Annotated in this window: 15 protein-coding genes; 3 read left to right on the top strand and 12 right to left on the bottom strand. The window is 64.5% G+C overall.

The annotated features are described in order from the left end of the window. Positions 1-13 precede the first annotated feature (13 nt). The 8 genes from secF to pdxT form a co-directional block, all read right to left on the bottom strand. Complete coding sequence (gene secF, locus QFZ70_RS08515; protein WP_307094935.1) at positions 14-1,036, bottom strand: protein translocase subunit SecF; 1,023 nt, start codon at positions 1,034-1,036, stop codon at positions 14-16. Beyond that, entirely contained in the window at positions 1,036-2,796 is a 1,761-nt protein-coding gene (gene secD / locus QFZ70_RS08510; RefSeq protein WP_307094934.1) for a protein translocase subunit SecD, read from the bottom strand. The genes secF and secD overlap by 1 nt, the downstream gene beginning before the upstream one ends. A 102-nt stretch (positions 2,797-2,898) precedes the next feature. Continuing rightward, positions 2,899-3,294: a preprotein translocase subunit YajC gene (yajC, locus tag QFZ70_RS08505; protein ID WP_307094933.1), complete on the bottom strand. Its 396-nt coding sequence runs from the start codon at positions 3,292-3,294 to the stop codon at positions 2,899-2,901. 228 nt (positions 3,295-3,522) lie between these two features. Continuing rightward, positions 3,523-4,611: a Holliday junction branch migration DNA helicase RuvB gene (gene ruvB / locus QFZ70_RS08500; protein ID WP_307094932.1), complete on the bottom strand. Its 1,089-nt coding sequence runs from the start codon at positions 4,609-4,611 to the stop codon at positions 3,523-3,525. Further along, positions 4,604-5,248: a Holliday junction branch migration protein RuvA gene (gene ruvA / locus QFZ70_RS08495; protein WP_307094931.1), complete on the bottom strand. Its 645-nt coding sequence runs from the start codon at positions 5,246-5,248 to the stop codon at positions 4,604-4,606. Before ruvA ends, ruvB begins: the two co-directional genes overlap by 8 nt. 100 nt (positions 5,249-5,348) lie before the next feature. Beyond that, positions 5,349-5,927, bottom strand: a complete 579-nt coding sequence (ruvC, locus tag QFZ70_RS08490; protein ID WP_104044563.1) for a crossover junction endodeoxyribonuclease RuvC — start codon at positions 5,925-5,927, stop codon at positions 5,349-5,351. 86 nt (positions 5,928-6,013) lie between these two features. Next, positions 6,014-6,769 (bottom strand): YebC/PmpR family DNA-binding transcriptional regulator, encoded by a 756-nt coding sequence (locus QFZ70_RS08485; protein ID WP_307094930.1) that lies wholly within the window; start codon positions 6,767-6,769, stop codon positions 6,014-6,016. A 3-nt stretch (positions 6,770-6,772) separates the two neighbouring features. Beyond that, the gene (gene pdxT, locus QFZ70_RS08480; protein WP_307094929.1) at positions 6,773-7,483 is read right to left on the bottom strand and encodes a pyridoxal 5'-phosphate synthase glutaminase subunit PdxT; all 711 of its coding nucleotides are present in this window, start codon (positions 7,481-7,483) and stop codon (positions 6,773-6,775) included. A gap of 91 nt (positions 7,484-7,574) precedes the next feature. Here pdxT and QFZ70_RS08475 point away from each other — a divergent pair, with 91 nt between their 5' ends. The 3 genes from QFZ70_RS08475 to QFZ70_RS08465 all read left to right on the top strand — a co-directional run bounded on the left by QFZ70_RS08475 (position 7,575) and on the right by QFZ70_RS08465 (position 11,782). Next, positions 7,575-8,867, top strand: a complete 1,293-nt coding sequence (locus QFZ70_RS08475; RefSeq protein ID WP_307094928.1) for a Mur ligase family protein — start codon at positions 7,575-7,577, stop codon at positions 8,865-8,867. Positions 8,868-8,878: 11 nt separating this feature from the next. After that, on the top strand, positions 8,879-9,616 hold the full coding sequence (locus tag QFZ70_RS08470) for a type 1 glutamine amidotransferase (RefSeq protein WP_307097836.1): 738 nt from the start codon (positions 8,879-8,881) through the stop codon (positions 9,614-9,616). 153 nt (positions 9,617-9,769) lie between these two features. Beyond that, positions 9,770-11,782, top strand: a complete 2,013-nt coding sequence (locus tag QFZ70_RS08465) for a M3 family metallopeptidase (protein ID WP_307094927.1) — start codon at positions 9,770-9,772, stop codon at positions 11,780-11,782. 73 nt (positions 11,783-11,855) lie between these two features. Here the strand turns inward: QFZ70_RS08465 and pdxS are convergent, their stop codons facing one another. From pdxS to thrS, 4 genes are all read right to left on the bottom strand, one after another. Further along, the gene (pdxS, locus tag QFZ70_RS08460) at positions 11,856-12,782 is read right to left on the bottom strand and encodes a pyridoxal 5'-phosphate synthase lyase subunit PdxS (RefSeq protein ID WP_307094926.1); all 927 of its coding nucleotides are present in this window, start codon (positions 12,780-12,782) and stop codon (positions 11,856-11,858) included. 145 nt (positions 12,783-12,927) lie between these two features. Then, complete coding sequence (gene pgsA / locus QFZ70_RS08455) at positions 12,928-13,551, bottom strand: phosphatidylinositol phosphate synthase (RefSeq protein WP_307094925.1); 624 nt, start codon at positions 13,549-13,551, stop codon at positions 12,928-12,930. Beyond that, on the bottom strand, positions 13,541-14,128 hold the full coding sequence (locus QFZ70_RS08450) for an HIT domain-containing protein (protein WP_307094924.1): 588 nt from the start codon (positions 14,126-14,128) through the stop codon (positions 13,541-13,543). The genes pgsA and QFZ70_RS08450 overlap by 11 nt, the downstream gene beginning before the upstream one ends. 17 nt (positions 14,129-14,145) lie before the next feature. After that, complete coding sequence (gene thrS / locus QFZ70_RS08445) at positions 14,146-16,155, bottom strand: threonine--tRNA ligase (RefSeq protein ID WP_307094923.1); 2,010 nt, start codon at positions 16,153-16,155, stop codon at positions 14,146-14,148. Between the last annotated feature and the right edge of the window lie 76 nt (positions 16,156-16,231).

Below are 16,231 nucleotides of genomic sequence, written 5' to 3'. Positions count from 1 at the left end.
CCCCGGAGACGGCTCAGGCCTGGGCCGGCTCCACCGCTGTTGATCCCGACCTTGAAGAGGACTCGGCCCGGCGGTGCTCCACGCGCTTGGCCTGCCTCACCAGGTCGGGCTCGTTCTGGCGCAGCCAGGCATACATGGGGGCGGCGATGAAGATGGTGGCCGCAGTTCCAATGAGGATGCCAACGAACAACGCAAGCGAGAGGTCGCGCAGCGTTCCCGCGCCCAGCAGGCCTGCGCCGATGAACAGGATGGCACCTACGGGGAGGATTGCAACCATCATCGTGTTGATCGAGCGGACCAGGGTCTGGTTCACGGCGAGGTTGACTTCCTCGGCAAAGGTGCGCCGGGTTGATGCGTCCAGGTCCGCCGTGTTCTCGCGGATCTTGTCGAATACCACCACCGTGTCGTAGAGCGAGTAGCTCAGGACAGTCAGGAACCCGATGATGGCGGACGGGGTGACCTCGAAGTCACTGAGGGCATACACCCCGGCGGTGACAAACATCGTGACGGCCATGCCGGCAATAGCCGAAAGCGACATCTTCCAGGTGCGGAAGTACAACGCCATCAGCACCGCGGCCAGCAGCACAAAGATCACCAGGCCGATCAGTGCCTGCTTGGTCACGTCAGCACCCCATGTCGGCCCCACAAAGGTTGACGTCACCTCGTTGTCCGTAACGCCATAGGCAGAGGTCAGGCCCTCCTTGATCCGGAGGGTCTCGTCATCGGTGAGCTTGTCGGTCTGGATCCGCATAGTGGTTCCCGCCACGTTGGCAACGCGCGGCACGCTGCCCTCCACCACATCGGTAACGGCTTTTTCGCCCACCGCAGCGTCAGTGGTCTTTACGTTCGAGACCGTGAATTCGGAGCCGCCACGGAACTCGATGCCGAGGTTGAACCCGCCCTTGGCCACCGGAATCAGGATGGACAGGGCAACGGCTACCGCCGCAATGAGGAACCAGATCTTCTTGGCGCCCACAAAGTTGTAGGAGCGCTTGCCCGTATAGAGCTCGTTGCCGAAATTAGCGAAGCTTGGCATTACTTGTTCTCCTTCGCTGCAGACTTCGAGGAGCCTGCGAGCTGCTCCTGCTTCTGCGCCATCCGGCGTTCGGCAATGGTCATCCGGCGTTCTGCCTCGGCTACCGCACCTGCGTTCTTGGCGGGGACCACTGCTGCGGGCTTGTCTTCGGGGGTACGGATACGGCCCGCACCGCGGTAGAGCGGTACAGCGCCCAGGCGCTTGGGGTCAAGGCCGGACAGCCGGTGGCCCTCACCAAAGAACTTCGTACGCGCCAGCAGCTGCAGCGTGGGGTGCGTGAACATAAACACCACAATGAGGTCGGCGATGGCGGTGAGCCCCAGCGTGAAGGCGAAGCCACGGACGTTGCCCACAGCCACGAAGTACAGGACCAGGGCCGCAAGAAGGTTGACGGCCTTGGAGGCAAGGACGGTCCGCTTGGCCCGCTTCCAGCCGTTTTCGACGGCGGACACCAGGCCGCGTCCCTCACGGAGCTCATCACGGATGCGCTCGAAGTAGACGATGAACGAGTCTGCCGTCTGGCCGATGGCGACGATGATGCCTGCCACGCCAGCCAGGGACAACCGGTAGTTTTCGGTCCAGCCCAGGATGGCGATGGCGAGGTAGGTCAGGATGCCGGCCACCACCAGCGAGGCAATGGTCACGAATCCGAGGGCGCGGTACTGGAACAGCGAGTACACCACCACCAGCAGCAGCCCGATCACGCCCGCAAGGAGGCCCATGCGCAGCTGTTCGCCACCGAGGGTGGCGGAAATCTGCTGCTCGCTCTGGATCTCGAAGCTGATGGGCAGTGCGCCGAACCGAAGCTGGTCCGAGAGCGCCTTTGCGCTCTGTTCCGTGAAGCCGCCGGTGATCTGGGGGCGGCCGTCCGTAATGACGGCAAGCGAGCGGGGAGCGGAAATGACCTGGTCATCCAGCACAATGGCGAACTGGGCCTTCGGGTCGTTGCCCGTGTCACCGCCGGCAGCCACGTAGAACTGGTTCAGCCGTTCGGTGACCTCCTTGAACTTGGCTGTACCTTCGTCGTCGAACTGGATGTTGACGGCCCACTCGTTCGTGACGGCACCCTGCGCACCCTGCTGAAGCTGGAAGGAGGACGTGACGATGTTGCTGCCCTTGACCTCCACGGGGCCGAGGATGTACTTGACGGCCGGGTTCGTCTCGGAAGCAGGCTCACAGGTGACCAGCGGCTTGGCCGGGTCCGAACGCTCCTGCTCATCCTGGGCCGGGTTGTCACAGTCCAGGGCTTCAAACTGCCGGTAGATCTCCGGCGTGATCCAGTTGGTGTCGCTGCCGTTGGTGGGTTTCGCCGCCGGCTTGGGCAGCTGGTCCTCAGGGGCCCGCGACTCCTGCGGGACGGGTGCGCCCGCTCCGTTGAGGAGGACGGGACGGAAGTTCATGTCGGCGGAGGCCTGGATCAGGTCGCGCGTCTGTGTCGAGGGGGTACCGGGAAGGCTGACCACCACGTTGCGCCCCGACTGCGTGCTGATCTCTGCTTCAGCGACACCGGAGCCGTCCACGCGCTGGCGAATGATCGCCACAGCCTGGTTGAGCTGTTCTTCATTGATATCCGAACCGCCCTCCACCTTCGGCGCCAGGATCATCTGGGTGCCGCCTTCGAGGTCGAGCGCCAGCTTGGGCGCCCAGCTCGCTTGGCCGGCCATGGTGCCGCCCGCAAGGACGGCAGTCAGCACGGCGAGGATTACGCCGAGCCAGACCAGGACCCTGAGGCCTGGTTTCTTAGAACCAGTTCGTGCCATTGTTGATCTTTCTCTTATTCACGGAGGAACCGCCGGTGCGTGCTTGTCGCTGGCACCGGCGGCGTTCCGCAGCCGTAGAGGTGTTGTAAAGAACCAGCCGGACTAGTTGTCCTTCTTGCCCTCATCATTGAGGCGCTTGAGGGTTTCGTCCGGCGTCTCAGCCGTTGAACCGGCGCTGCCGGTCTCCTGGGCGGTAAGGGATGAAGCGTCATCCGGCACGGCGGGGGCGTCGGCTTCCGGAACAACTACGGGCTCAATGATCTTGGTGACGGCCTGGCGGTGCACTGTGGCGAGGTTGCCTGGGGAAAGTTCCAGGGTGACCTTGTTCTCCTCATCGTCGATGTCAACGATGCGGCCGAACAGGCCGAAGCTGGTCATAACGTCGACGCCCGGGCCGAACTTCGACTGGAGCTCCGCCTGCTGCTGCTGCGTCTTCTTGTTGCGGCGGAACATCATGAAGATGAAAACGCCGAGCATGACGAACAGGAGAATTGACATTAAATCCAAGGGGAATTCCGTCCTTATATAGTGCCTGGCTGATTATTGAGCCTGGCTGAATTTCCAGCAAGATCGGCCTCGCTCCAGCCAAGGGCAGACCTGTCAGGCAGCCAGAGGCCTGACGGGTTCCTTCCCCAGCGGCGCGGGCGGCCGGTGCTGCCCACGAAACAAAGACCCGAACGTGCCGAGCGTCATACCAGTCTAAAGGGAAAAACTGAAGGGAGCCTGTTATTGGCTATCCGGGGCCCAGCCTTCCGTGCCCCCGGCGTCCCCGCCGGCGGTTTCGAAGAGGTCCAGCGGCTCCTGCCCGAAGACGCCGGAAGGGATGGCGTAGCCGAGGTGGGTCCAGGCAGGAGCCATGGCGATCCGGCCACGCGGGGTGCGGCCCAGAAGCCCCTCCCGGACCAGGAAGGGTTCGGCAACGGTTTCCACGGTCTCGGTTTCTTCTCCGACGGCGATGGCGAGGGTAGAGAGCCCGACAGGGCCGCCGCCAAACTTCGTGATCAGCGCCTCCAGGACCGACCGGTCCAGCCGGTCCAGTCCTTTTTTGTCCACTTCGTACATGTCCAGCGCAGCGGATGCCGCCCGCGCGTCGATCTGTTCGATGCCGTGGACCAGCGCCCAGTCCCGTACCCGCCGTAACAGCCTGTTGGCGATACGGGGTGTGCCGCGTGAACGTCCGGCGATTTCGCTGAACCCGGCGGAGTTGACCTTGAGGTCCAGCAGTCCCGCGGAGCGCCGCAGGACAAGCTCGAGCTCGGCAACGGAATAGAACTCCAGGTGCCCGGTGAAGCCGAAGCGGTCGCGTAGCGGCCCGGGCAGCAGGCCGGCCCGGGTGGTCGCCCCCACCAGGGTGAACGGCGGAAGTTCGAGCGGAATGGCTGTAGCGCCGGCTCCCTTGCCCACCACGATGTCCACGCGGAAGTCCTCCATGGCCATGTAGAGCATTTCTTCGGCCGGCCGGGACATGCGGTGGATCTCGTCAAGGAACAGGACTTCGCCCTCCGACAGGGAGGAAAGGATGGCCGCGAGGTCTCCCGCATGCTGGATGGCGGGGCCGCTGCTGATCCGCAGCGGGGCGTTCATCTCGGACGCAACAATCATGGCCAGCGTGGTCTTGCCCAGGCCCGGCGGACCGGAAAACAGCACGTGGTCCGCGCTCCGGCCCCGCATCCGGGAGGCCTGCAGCACCAGTGACAGCTGCTTGCGGACCCGGTGCTGTCCTACGAAGTCGTGCAGGTTCTTGGGCCGGAGCGCGGCCTCGATGGCCCGCTCCTCCGGCTCCTCCCCCGCCGCCACCACTGACGGTTCAGCCACGGCTGCCTACGCGGTTGCCGGCACGTGCCCCGTCCTGGCCCAGCCAGCGAAGGGTGGTCCGCAGGATCTCCGGAACATTGCCACGGAAAGAGACTTCCGGATCATCGGCCAGCGCCTTGTCGATACTCGCTGAAGCGTCCTTTTCGGACCAGCCGAGGCTGGTCATGGCGGCGACTACCTGCGGCTTCCAGGCAGCTTCCGCAGCGGTGGGTGCACTGGCTGCACCGGCGGTGCCGTGCGGAACCAGCTTTCCGGCGAGCTCCAGGACGATCCGGCCGGCCACCTTCGGGCCGATTCCCGGCACTTTGGTGAAGGTTTTGCTGTCCTCTGTGTGTGCCGCCACCCGGATGGCCTCGGGATCGTGCACTGCAAGAACCGCCAAAGCCAGCCGTGGGCCCACCCCGCTCACACTGAGCAGGACATCGAAAACCTCACGCTCGTCGTCGGACGCGAAGCCGAAGAGGGTAAGCGAATCCTCCCGGACGATCAGGGACGTATAAAGCTGGCCCTCCTCCCCCGTGCGGAGCCCGCTGAGGGTCTGCGGCGTGGCGTTGACACTCATTCCCGCGCCGTTGAGGTCAATGACGGCCGTGGACAGCCCAACGTGCGCTACGGTTCCGCGGAGGAAACTAATCAAGGGCGTGGCTCCTGGTGTACTGCCGGGCGGCCATTGGGGAAGAGGGCTGGACCGGCTATCCGAACATATTTACGAATACCCTAGCAAGCAGCCAGGACAATCAACGTGCGCGCCGCACCTTCGCTTCGGCTTCGGCCCACGCTCTCTGAGCCGGCGTCAGCGAAGAACTCCCCGGCCCGGTGGTGGCAACGGCCGCACCGCTGCCTGCCCGCCAGGCGTGGGTGATGGCCAGCGCCAAGGCGTCGGCGGCGTCGGCCGGGCGGGGCGGCGCGTCCAGCCGGAGGATCTTGGTGACCAGCTTGGTCACCGCGTCCTTGTTGGAGTTGCCGCTGCCGGTGACGGCAGCTTTGACTTCCGACGGAGTGTGCAGCGCCACAGGGATGCCGCGGCGCGCAGCGGCGGCAATCACCACGCCAGACGCTTGGGCAACGCCCATCACCGTGCTCACGTTGAGCTGGGAAAAGACGCGTTCGACGGCGAGGACCTGGGGTTCGTAGCGGTCCAGCCACTCGTCGATGGCCAGGGCGATCACCAGGAGCCGCTGGTCCAGCGTTTCCTCCGGGGAGGTTCCCACCACGCCGACGGCCACCATGGTGGCGCGCCTGTTCCGTTCCACGTCCACCACCCCGATGCCGCAGCGGGTGAGCCCTGGGTCAACCCCCAGTACTCGCAGCGTCACGGGCACCCGATGACAGCAGGCGCGCAGGATTCAGCGCGCACCCAGGTCTGTGCAGGAAAGCCGGCTTCAGCGGGCAAGGCCGGGCGTCACTCGGATTCCAGGGCGGCCTGGACTTCGTCGCTGAGGTCAGCGTTGCTGTAGACGTTCTGGACGTCGTCGAGGTCCTCCAGGGCATCCACGAGCTTCATGAACTTCCTGGCCGCTTCCAGGTCCAGGGGCACTTCCATGGACGGGACGAACTCGGCCTCGTCCGTGTCGTACTCAATCCCTGCATCCTTGAGGGCATCGCGGACGGCCTGGAGGTCCTTCGGATCCGAGTGGATTTCGAAGGACTCGCCGTTGTCCTTGACTTCCTCGGCGCCGGCGTCGAGGACAGCCATCAGGACGTCGTCCTCCGTGAGGTCCTTCTTCGGCAGGGACACCACGCCCTTGCGGCTGAAAAGGTAGCTGACCGAGCCTGGATCGGCGATGGTGCCGCCGTTGCGGGAAATGGCCAACCGGACTTCCGACGCCGCGCGGTTTTTGTTGTCCGTCAGGCACTCGATCAGCAGCGCCGAACCCTGCGGGCCCCGGCATTCATACATGATCTCGGTGTAGTCAACCACTTCGCCGGTGAGCCCGGCGCCGCGCTTGATGGCGCGGTCGATGTTGTCAGCCGGGACGGACGTCTTCTTGGCCTTGGTGACGGCGAGCTCAAGGCCGGGGTTGCCGGAGAGGTCCGGTCCGCCCATGCGGGCAGCGACTTCGATGTTCTTGATCAGCTTGGCGAACGACTTTGCACGGCGGCTGTCGAGGATGGCCTTCTTGTGCTTGGTCGTTGCCCATTTGGAGTGCCCTGACATGCTTTACGCTTCTCCTCTGATCATGCGGATAAAAAGTTCGTGTACGCGTTTTTCCCCAGTCACTTCCGGGTGGAAGGAGGTGGCCAGCAGGTGGCCGGAACGCACTGCAACAATTCTAGCCGTCCCCGGCAACGGGACTGCGTGGGACGCGTGCTCCGGATCCGCCGGTTCCACCTGGGCCAGGATCTCCACATCGGGGCCTACGCGTTCCACCCAGGGGCCCCGGATAAAGACGGCGTGGACAGGAGGAACGCCGGAATCCGTGGCGCTGAAATCCAGTCCCTTAAAGTCCAGGTCGGTTTCGAAAGACTCGCGCTGCCGGCCGAAGGCGTTGCGCCGCACGGTGATGTCCAGGCCCCCGAAGGTCTGTTGCGGTGCTCCGGAAAGGTCAGTGGCCGGGTCGGCAATGTCCGATGCAAGCAGAATCATGCCGGCGCAGGAACCGTATACAGGCAGGCCTTCGGCGATGCGTTCCCGGAGGGGCTCAGCCAGCTCGAAGGCGCGGGCGAGCTTGTCGATTGCCGTGGATTCCCCGCCGGGAATGATCAGCCCGTCCAGGCCGTCCAGTTCCTTCGGGCGGCGGATGGCTACACCCTCGGCGCCGGTTGCCTCGACGGCGCGGAGGTGCTCGCGGAAGTCACCTTGGAGCGCCAGCACGCCGATCCGCAGGCCGGAGCCAAGGCGCGCCAAAGGGCCTGAAGGGGAATTTGTCATCCACCCAGCATACGTGGCCAAGCCTTCCTTACCGGCCCGGCAACCACACCCCGACGGCCGTTCCATGCCCTTGCTGGGATATATTCGAACAATGCTCTACTTCAGTGTTCCGCTCGGCAAGCTGGTTCGCCGTGTGTCCCGGCTACGGGGCGGCGGTTCTGCCCTGCCCGGGCTCGTGGTCGAAAAAATCGATCCCGGCTTCATGCGCCGGACGCTCACCACGCTCCCCCACGGCGTCGCCGTGGTCAGCGGCACCAACGGCAAAACCACCACCACCAAAATGGTGGTGGAGCTGCTGGAGAGCCAGGGGCTCAAGGTCTTCACCAACCGCACCGGCAGCAACTTCACGCGCGGTGTGGCCGCCGCGCTGCTGGGTGAAGTGGACTGGCGCGGCCGGCTCGACGCCGACATCGCTGTCCTGGAACTGGACGAGGCCCACGCCGTGCACTTCGTCAACAGCGTCCCGCCCCGGTACTGCCTGCTGCTGAACGTCCTCCGCGACCAGCTGGACCGGTTCGGCGAGATCGACAAGACGGCACAGCTGCTCCAGCACATCGCCGCCAAGACCACCGGGACTGTGGTGCTGAACCGCGAGGACCCCCGTGTAGCCAGGATTGCCGCCACCCTCACCGGTCAGGACGTCAAGTACTTTGGCCTGGACGATTCACTGCTGGGCACCTTCCCGAACGACGACGACATGCGCGCCGCCCCCGGAAGCCCCGCTCCGGCAGGCCTGCCGGAAAAGCCCGCGGCCGACGTCGTACTCCGCAAAGTAGGTGCGGACACCGCCGATTTTGAGTACGACGGCGTCACGGTCTCCACCGGGATGAAGCTCCGCGGCGTATACAACATCTTCAATGCCGCCGCCGCGCTGACCCTCGCGCGGAGCATTTGCGGTGGCGGCGCCGCCACCGCCGACCACGACACCCTGCTGACGGCACTCGCCCAGGTTGCGCCCGCGTTCGGACGCGGCGAAAGCCTGACGGTGGACGGCCAGCCCCTGGACCTCGTCCTGGTCAAGAACCCCAGCGGGTTCCGGCTCGGCCTAAAATCCTTCCCCGCCGGCGGTTACGCCACCATGATCGCCATCAACGACAACTACGCCGACGGCCGCGACATGTCCTGGCTCTGGGATGTTGAATTTGACTCACTGCGCGAGGGCGGAGTGGACCAGCTAACCGGCTCCCGCGCCTACGACATGGCCCTGCGCCTGCAGTATGACGAAGTACGGATCGGCGGGGTCGAGACCGAGATTGCGCCGGCCCTTGCCGCCTTCATCAGGGAGGCCCGAGGCAAGCCGAAGCGCATCTTCTGCACCTACACCGCAATGCTGGCCATCCGCCGCGAGCTGTCCAAAATCACCACCGTGGAGGTTGTCTCTTGAGCCACGCAGGCATGGACCCGGTGCAGGAGAGCAAGGGCACCATCCGGGTGGTGCAGCTCTACCCGCGGGACATGAACATCTACGGCGACTGGGGAAACGCCCTGGTCCTCCAACAGCGCATCAGGTGGCACGGCTACACGCCGGAGCTGCTCGAATATAACGTCGGCGACCCCTTCCCGGAGGACGCCGACATCATTGTGGGCGGTGGCGGCCAGGACAGCGGCCAGCTGGTGATCCAGGACGACCTGCAGGCACGCGCGGGAGTGCTGAAGGACCTGGCCGAGGACGGCGCTCCAATGCTGGTGATCTGCGGGCTGTACCAGCTTTTCGGACGGTTCTTCAAAACACGCACCGGGGCGGTGATCCCCGGCATCGGCGTCCTTGACGTTGAAACCCACGGCACCGATGAGCGCCTGATCGGCAACGTCAAGGTGGCCACGCCGGAGTTTGGCGAGGTGCTGGGTTACGAGAACCACAGTGGGCAGACCTCCCTCGGCAACGGCGTCCGGCCCCTCGGCACCGTGGCCAAGGGCACCGGAAACAACAGCAGCGATGGCCACGAAGGCGCCCGCTACCGCAACATCGTGGCGAGCTACCTGCACGGGTCGCTGCTGCCGAAGAACCCGGCGATTGCCGACTTCCTGATCCGCACGGCCGCTGAGCGTAAATTCGGGTCCTTTGACCCCGGGCAGCCGAACGACCGGTTTGCGGAACTCGCCAGGGAACACGCGGCCCGCCGCCCGCGCTGACCCACCCGACGTCCAGCAGCCGGCGGCGGAACACTGCACGACGGGTACAGTGAGAAGGGACCTTCCAACTCGCTCATTGTTGGTACAGTGCCCGGCCGCCACGAGCATTTGAGGGTCGTTGTGATGGCATGACCCGTATGGAAGATTTGCGTCATGACAAACCCCCTGCTCACTCCCAGCACGCTTCCGTTCGCTCTGCCACCGTTCACGGAAATCGGGCCTTCCCACTTCGCCGAAGCGGCGGAGGCAGGATTCGCTGAGCATCTGGCGGAAATCCTGGCGATCACCGAGAATCCTGATCCCGCTACCTTCGACAACACTGCTGTAGCGATGGAGCGCTCCGGGCTGCTGCTGCAGCGGACTGCCGCCGCCTTCTTTACGCTTGTTTCTGCCGACGCTTCCGAGGACATTCGGGATCTTGAAACCCAGCTCTCGCCGCGGTTCTCGGCCCATCAGGACGAAGTGTTCCTGAACAAGCCACTCTACGAACGCTTCGCCGCCATCGACGTGGCCGGTCTTGACCCGGAGCCGGCCCGCCTGGTGGACGAATATTTGAAGGACTTCCGGCAGTCCGGCATCCAACTGGATGGCCCAGGGCAGGAGCGGCTCCGTGCGCTCAATGCCGAACTCTCCCGGCTGGGAACCGAATTCGGCCAGCGCGTCAAGGAGGCCATGAAGTCCGCGGCCCTCCTGCTTGAGGACTCCGCAGACCTGGCGGGATTGCCGGCCGACGACGTGGCGGGTGCCGCTGAAGCGGCCCGGGCAGCAGGGCATGAAGGAAAGTTTCTCCTGACCCTGATCCAGCCGACCAACCAGCCTGCCCTTGCCGCGCTGGAGAACCGCGACATCCGGCGTCGGCTGTTTGAGGCGTCCGTGGCCCGCGGCAGCAGCGGCGGGAACCTGGACGTGCTCGAACTCGCCCGGTCCATGGCGGGCCTGCGCGCCGAAAAAGCTGCTTTGCTGGGCTTCGCCAACTACGCCGAACTCGTGGTGGACCTCCAGACCGCACCCGATTTCGAGTCGGTCCAGTCGATGCTGAACCGGATGGCGCCCGCCGCGGTCCGCAACGCGGACCTCGAGGCCGCGGCTCTAGCTGAGGCAGCCGGACACCCCTTGGAGGCCTGGGACTGGGCGTTCTACTCGGCCAAGGTCCGCCGCGAAAAGTACGACGTGGACGAGCAGGCCCTTCGGCCCTATTTCGAGTTGGACCGGGTCCTCACGGACGGAGTCTTCTTCGCTGCCACCTCGCTTTACGGCATCACCTTCCACGAGCGGGAGGACCTTTCCGGCTACCACCCGGATGTGCGTGTCTGGGAGGTCCGGAACGAGGACGGCACCGCCCTTGGCCTGTTCCTCGGCGACTACTACACCCGTGAGTCCAAGCGGGGCGGCGCCTGGATGAATTCCCTGGTGGAACAGTCGTCGCTGCTGGGGACCAAGCCCGTAGTCATCAACAACCTCAACATCTCCAAGCCGCCGGCAGGCGAACCTGCGCTCCTGACCCTGGATGAGCTGCGGACTACGTTCCACGAGTTCGGACATGCCCTGCATGGGCTGTTTTCCAACGTGACCTACCCGCGGTTTTCGGGCACGTCGGTCCCCCGGGACTTCGTAGAGTACCCGTCCCAGGTCAATGAGATGTGGATTATGTGGCCGGAGGTGCTGGCCAACTACGCGAAGCACCACGCCACCGGGGAGCCGCTCCCGCAGGACATCGTCGACAAACTGGATGCATCACGGCTCTGGGGCGAGGGGTTTGCCACCACGGAGTATTTGGGGGCGGCACTGCTGGACCTGGCTTGGCACGTCCTGGGGAGCACCGAGGTACCGGAGGACGCCGTTGCCTTCGAGGACAAGGCCCTGGCGGCTGCCGGCATTGCCCATGCCCTGATTCCGCCGCGCTACCGCACAGGATACTTCCAGCACGTCTTCGCCGGTGCCGGTTACGCGGCAGGCTACTACTCGTACATCTGGAGCGAGGTGCTGGACGCCGAAACAGTGGACTGGTTCACAGAGAACGGAGGCCTCAACCGGACCAACGGTGAACGCTTCCGCCGGGAGCTGCTGTCCCGGGGAAACAGCCGCGACCCCCTGGATTCCTTCAAGACCCTCCGAGGCCGCGAAGCAAAGCTTGAGCCGCTCCTGAAGCGCCGCGGCCTGGACTAACCCCACTCCCCACGACAACGGCGGCGAGTCACCAAAAAAGGTGACCCGCCGCCGTCGCAAGCAGGAGCGCGAACTACCAGCCGCGCTCGGCCAGGCGGTGCGGCTGCGGGATCTCGTCGACGTTGATGCCCACCATGGCTTCGCCGAGGCCGCGGGAGGCCTTGGCGATGACGTCGGGGTCATCAAAGAAGGTGGTCGCCTTCACGACGGCGGCCGCGCGCTGGGCGGGGTTGCCGGACTTGAAGATGCCGGAGCCGACGAACACGCCGTCAGCGCCGAGCTGCATCATCATGGCGGCGTCGGCCGGGGTGGCAATGCCGCCGGCGGTGAACAGCACCACGGGAAGCTTGCCGGCAGCGGCAACTTCCTTGACCAGTTCGTACGGCGCCTGCAGTTCCTTGGCCGCAACGTACAGCTCGTCCTCGGGCAGGGCGGCAAGCTTGGCAATCTCGGAGCGGATCTGGCGCATGTGCCCGGTGGCGTTGGAGACGTCGCCGGTGCCGGCCTCGCCCTTGGACCGGATCATCGCCGCGCCCTCGTTGATGCGGCGCAGCGCCTCACCGAGGTTTGTGGCGCCACAGACGAAGGGAACCTTGAAGTTCCACTTGTCGATGTGGTTGATGTAGTCGGCCGGGGTCAGGACCTCGGACTCGTCAATGTAGTCCACGCCCAGGGACTGCAGGACCTGGGCCTCAACGAAGTGGCCGATCCGGGCCTTGGCCATGACCGGCACGGACACGGCGTCGATGATCTTGTCGATCATGTCCGGATCGGACATGCGGGAGACGCCGCCCTGGGCGCGGATATCGGCCGGAACGCGTTCCAGCGCCATCACAGCAACGGCACCGGCGTCTTCGGCGATGCGGGCCTGTTCGACGTTGACGACGTCCATGATGACGCCGCCCTTGAGCATCTCAGCCATGCCCCGCTTTACGCGGTTGCTGCCCGTGACGCTGTTCGCGGACGAACCGGCCTCGCTGCTTACATCAGGTGTAGACACAAAAACCCCTATGGGTAGATAGATGACCTTCGCCGGGCGTGCAGGGCGGCACGGAGATGCCATCTGTACACACACCGGGTTGCCGGATCCATTGACCGGGCAGTCCTAATACTAGTCTCACCACACCCGGGCGGCTCAATTCGTCTTAATCAGCCGGGAAAGGTTCCGCAAGTGCCTGGCGCCGTACCGACACCACGCGCTGGACCACGGTGATGAAGCTGGCAAGGGCGAGCAGCACAAGCGTCACCAGCAACACCACCAGCGGCAGCCCGAGGCCGGTAAAGCCGGTGACCACCAGCACGGACACGAGGCGTTCTGCACGTTCTGCGATGCCGATGTTGGCCGTGAAACCCAGTGACTCCGCCTTGGCCCTGGCGTAGGAGACCACCATGCCAAGGACCAGGCAAACGGTGGCTGCCATGGCGATGGGAACATTCGCGCCGCCGGTGAAGAACCAGACGGCCAGACCGGCGAAGAGTGCACCGTCGGCGATCCGGTCCAGGGTGGAGTCGAGGAAGTTGCCCCAGCGGCTGCCCACCGCCTGCATCCTGGCCATGATGCCGTCCAGGACATCGGAGAAGATAAACGCGGTGATGAACAGCGTTCCCCACCAGAGCTGTCCCAGGGGGTAGAAAACGAGGGCGCCCACCACCACACCGGCGGTACCGATGATGGTCACCGCATCCGGTGAGACGCCGATCCGAAGGAGCCAGCGGGCGAGCGGGGTGAACAGTGCGGTGAAGAACCCGCGGGCGTGCCTATTCAGCATCCGTCTCCCCGGGCCAGGCGTCGGCGACCTGTTGGCGGACCTCGTCAAGGGTCTGCGTGATCGCCTTGGTCTGGGCGATGATGGGGAAGAAATTCCCGTCACCGCCCCAGCGCGGAACGATGTGCTGGTGCAGGTGCGCGGCGATGCCGGCGCCGCCCACTACACCCTGGTTCATGCCGAGGTTGAATCCGCCCGGGTTTGATACTTTCCGCAGGACCCGCATGGCCGTCTGGGTCAGCTCGGCAAACTCCACCGTCTCCTCGACGGTCAGGTCGGTGTAGTCGGGGATATGACGGTACGGGCAGACCAAAAGATGCCCCGGGTTGTACGGAAACAGGTTCAGCACCACGTAGCAGGTCTTCCCCCGGTAGACGATCAGCGCATCCTCGTCGGTCCGGCCTGGCCCGATGCAGAATGGGCAGTCGTTTTCGTTCTTGAACTGGTGCTGGCCGCCCTTGATGTAGGCCATGCGGTGCGGAGTCCACAGGCGCTGGAAGGCGTCCGGGACACCGGCGAGGTCAAAGTCGTCGGTAACGCCGGCATCCCCTGGATATCCTGTGCCTGTGTTCTCCTGCACGGTGCTGTTCCGTTCCGCTAGCTGGTCCGGTTACGGACGGCTTCCGTGATCCGCTTGACTGCCTCTGCCACGGGCACGCCGTTGTCCTGGCTTCCGTCACGGAAGCGGAACGATACGGCGTCTGCCTCGGCGTCATCGCCGCCTGCGATCAGCACAAACGGGATCTTGTCCTTGCTGGCGGTGCGGATCTTTTTGGGGAACCTGTCCGAGGAGGTGTCCACCTCAGCCCGGATGCCTGCTGCCTTAAGTTGGTCGACGACGTCGAACATGTACTCGTTGAACGTCTCCGCCACCGGGATGCCTACCACCTGGACGGGGGCGAGCCAGGCGGGGAAAGCGCCGGCGTAGTGCTCGGTGAGCACGCCCATGAACCGTTCGATCGAGCCGAACAGCGCACGGTGGATCATCACGGGACGCTGGCGGGTGCCGTCGGCAGCCTGGAATTCCAGTTCGAACCGCTCAGGCAGGTTGAAGTCCAGCTGGATGGTGGACATCTGCCAGGTGCGGCCCAGGGCGTCCTTTGCCTGCACGGAAATCTTGGGGCCGTAGAACGCGGCTCCGCCCGGATCCGGAACAAGCTCCAGCCCTGATTCCTGCGCCACTTCGGCGAGGGTCCTGGTGGCTTCGTCCCACGCGGCGTCGTCACCCACGTACTTTTCGGGATCCTTGGTGGAGAGCTCAAGATAGAAGTCGTTCAGCCCGTAGTCCTTGAGGAGGCCGAGGACGAAGTTCAACGTCTTGGTGAGTTCGTCCTTCATCTGCTCGCGGGTGCAGTAGATGTGGGCATCATCCTGTGTCATGCCGCGGACACGGGTGAGGCCGTGCACCACGCCGGACTTCTCGTATCGGTAGACCGAGCCGAATTCAAACAGGCGCAGGGGCAGCTCGCGATAGGAACGGCCGCGGGACCGGAAGATGAGGTTGTGCATGGGGCAGTTCATCGGCTTCAGGTAGTAATCCTGGGCCGGCTTGCGCACGGTGCCGTCCTCGTTGAGTTCCGCATCCACCTGCATGGGCGGGAACATGCCTTCCTTGTACCAGTCCAGGTGTCCGGAGACCTCGTACAGGTGGCCCTTGGTAATGTGCGGCGTGTAGACAAACTCGTAGCCCGCCTCGACGTGGCGCTGCCGCGAATAGTCCTCCATCTCCTTGCGGATGATGCCGCCCTTGGGGTGGAACACCGGCAGGCCGGAGCCGAGCTCGTCGGGGAAGGAGAACAGGTCCAGCTCAACGCCGAGCTTGCGGTGGTCACGCCGCTCCGCTTCAGCGAGACGTTCCTGGTAGGCCTTGAGTGCGTCCTTGGTGGGCCAGGCCGTACCGTAAATCCGCTGCAGCTGCTGGTTATTCTGGTTACCCAGCCAATAGGCGGAGGACGAACGGGTGAGGGCGAAGGCGTTCGAAATCAGCTTGGTGTTGGGCAGGTGCGGGCCGCGGCAGAGATCGCACCAGACGGTGGTTGCTTCCTTGCGCTCAACGTTGTCGTAAATGGTAATGTCACCGGCGCCCACTTCAACGTTGACGCCCTCACCGGCTTCGGCAGCCTCGTTTTTCCTGCCAAGGAGTTCGAGCTTGTAGGGCTCGTTCTTCATCGCTTCGCGGGCCTCGTCCTCGGAGACCACACGCCGGACGAACTTCTGGTTCTGGTTGACGATTTTGAGCATCATCTTTTCGAGGGTTTTGAGGTCCTCGGGGGTGAAGGGCTCGGCTACGTCAAAGTCGAAGTAGAAACCGTCGGTGATGTAAGGACCAATGCCCAGCTTGGCGTCGGGGCGCAGTTGCTGGACGGCCTGGGCCATCACGTGGGCGGTGGAGTGGCGGAGTACGTTCAGTCCGTCGGGGGAATCGATGGTGACGCCTTCGACGTTGGCGCCTTCCGGAAGTTCCTGGTCCAGGTCCTTCAGTTCGCCATTGACGCGGGCAACAACAACATCACGGCGCTCAAAGAAGAGTTCCGCACCGGTTGTCCCGGTAGCCACCTTGGTCTCTTCGCCATCAACGAGGAGGGTGATCTGCTGGGCATCTGACACGGGTGTCTCCTATTCAAAGTTAAGGCTTCATAGCTTGTGGCGTACGGGGACCACAGCCAGCCACCGTCAATGCTAT

The organism is Arthrobacter sp. V1I9 (assembly GCF_030817075.1).
Taxonomy (GTDB): Bacteria; Actinomycetota; Actinomycetes; order Actinomycetales; family Micrococcaceae; genus Arthrobacter.
Note: the sequence above shows the minus strand (reverse complement) of the source record. Positions and strands in the feature narration are given on the sequence as shown.

Excerpts from the sequence above, each read along its gene's own strand:
- secF (WP_307094935.1), bottom strand. The coding sequence starts at position 1,036 with ATGCCAAGCTTCGCTAATTTCGGCAACGAGCTCTATACGGGCAAGCGC.
- secD (WP_307094934.1), bottom strand. The coding sequence starts at position 2,796 with ATGGCACGAACTGGTTCTAAGAAACCAGGCCTCAGGGTCCTGGTCTGG.
- yajC (WP_307094933.1), bottom strand. The coding sequence starts at position 3,294 with ATGTCAATTCTCCTGTTCGTCATGCTCGGCGTTTTCATCTTCATGATG.
- QFZ70_RS08485 (WP_307094930.1), bottom strand. The coding sequence starts at position 6,769 with ATGTCAGGGCACTCCAAATGGGCAACGACCAAGCACAAGAAGGCCATC.
- pdxT (WP_307094929.1), bottom strand. The coding sequence starts at position 7,483 with ATGACAAATTCCCCTTCAGGCCCTTTGGCGCGCCTTGGCTCCGGCCTG.
- QFZ70_RS08475 (WP_307094928.1), top strand. The coding sequence starts at position 7,575 with ATGCTCTACTTCAGTGTTCCGCTCGGCAAGCTGGTTCGCCGTGTGTCC.
- QFZ70_RS08470 (WP_307097836.1), top strand. The coding sequence starts at position 8,879 with ATGGACCCGGTGCAGGAGAGCAAGGGCACCATCCGGGTGGTGCAGCTC.
- QFZ70_RS08465 (WP_307094927.1), top strand. The coding sequence starts at position 9,770 with ATGACAAACCCCCTGCTCACTCCCAGCACGCTTCCGTTCGCTCTGCCA.
- pgsA (WP_307094925.1), bottom strand. The coding sequence starts at position 13,551 with ATGCTGAATAGGCACGCCCGCGGGTTCTTCACCGCACTGTTCACCCCG.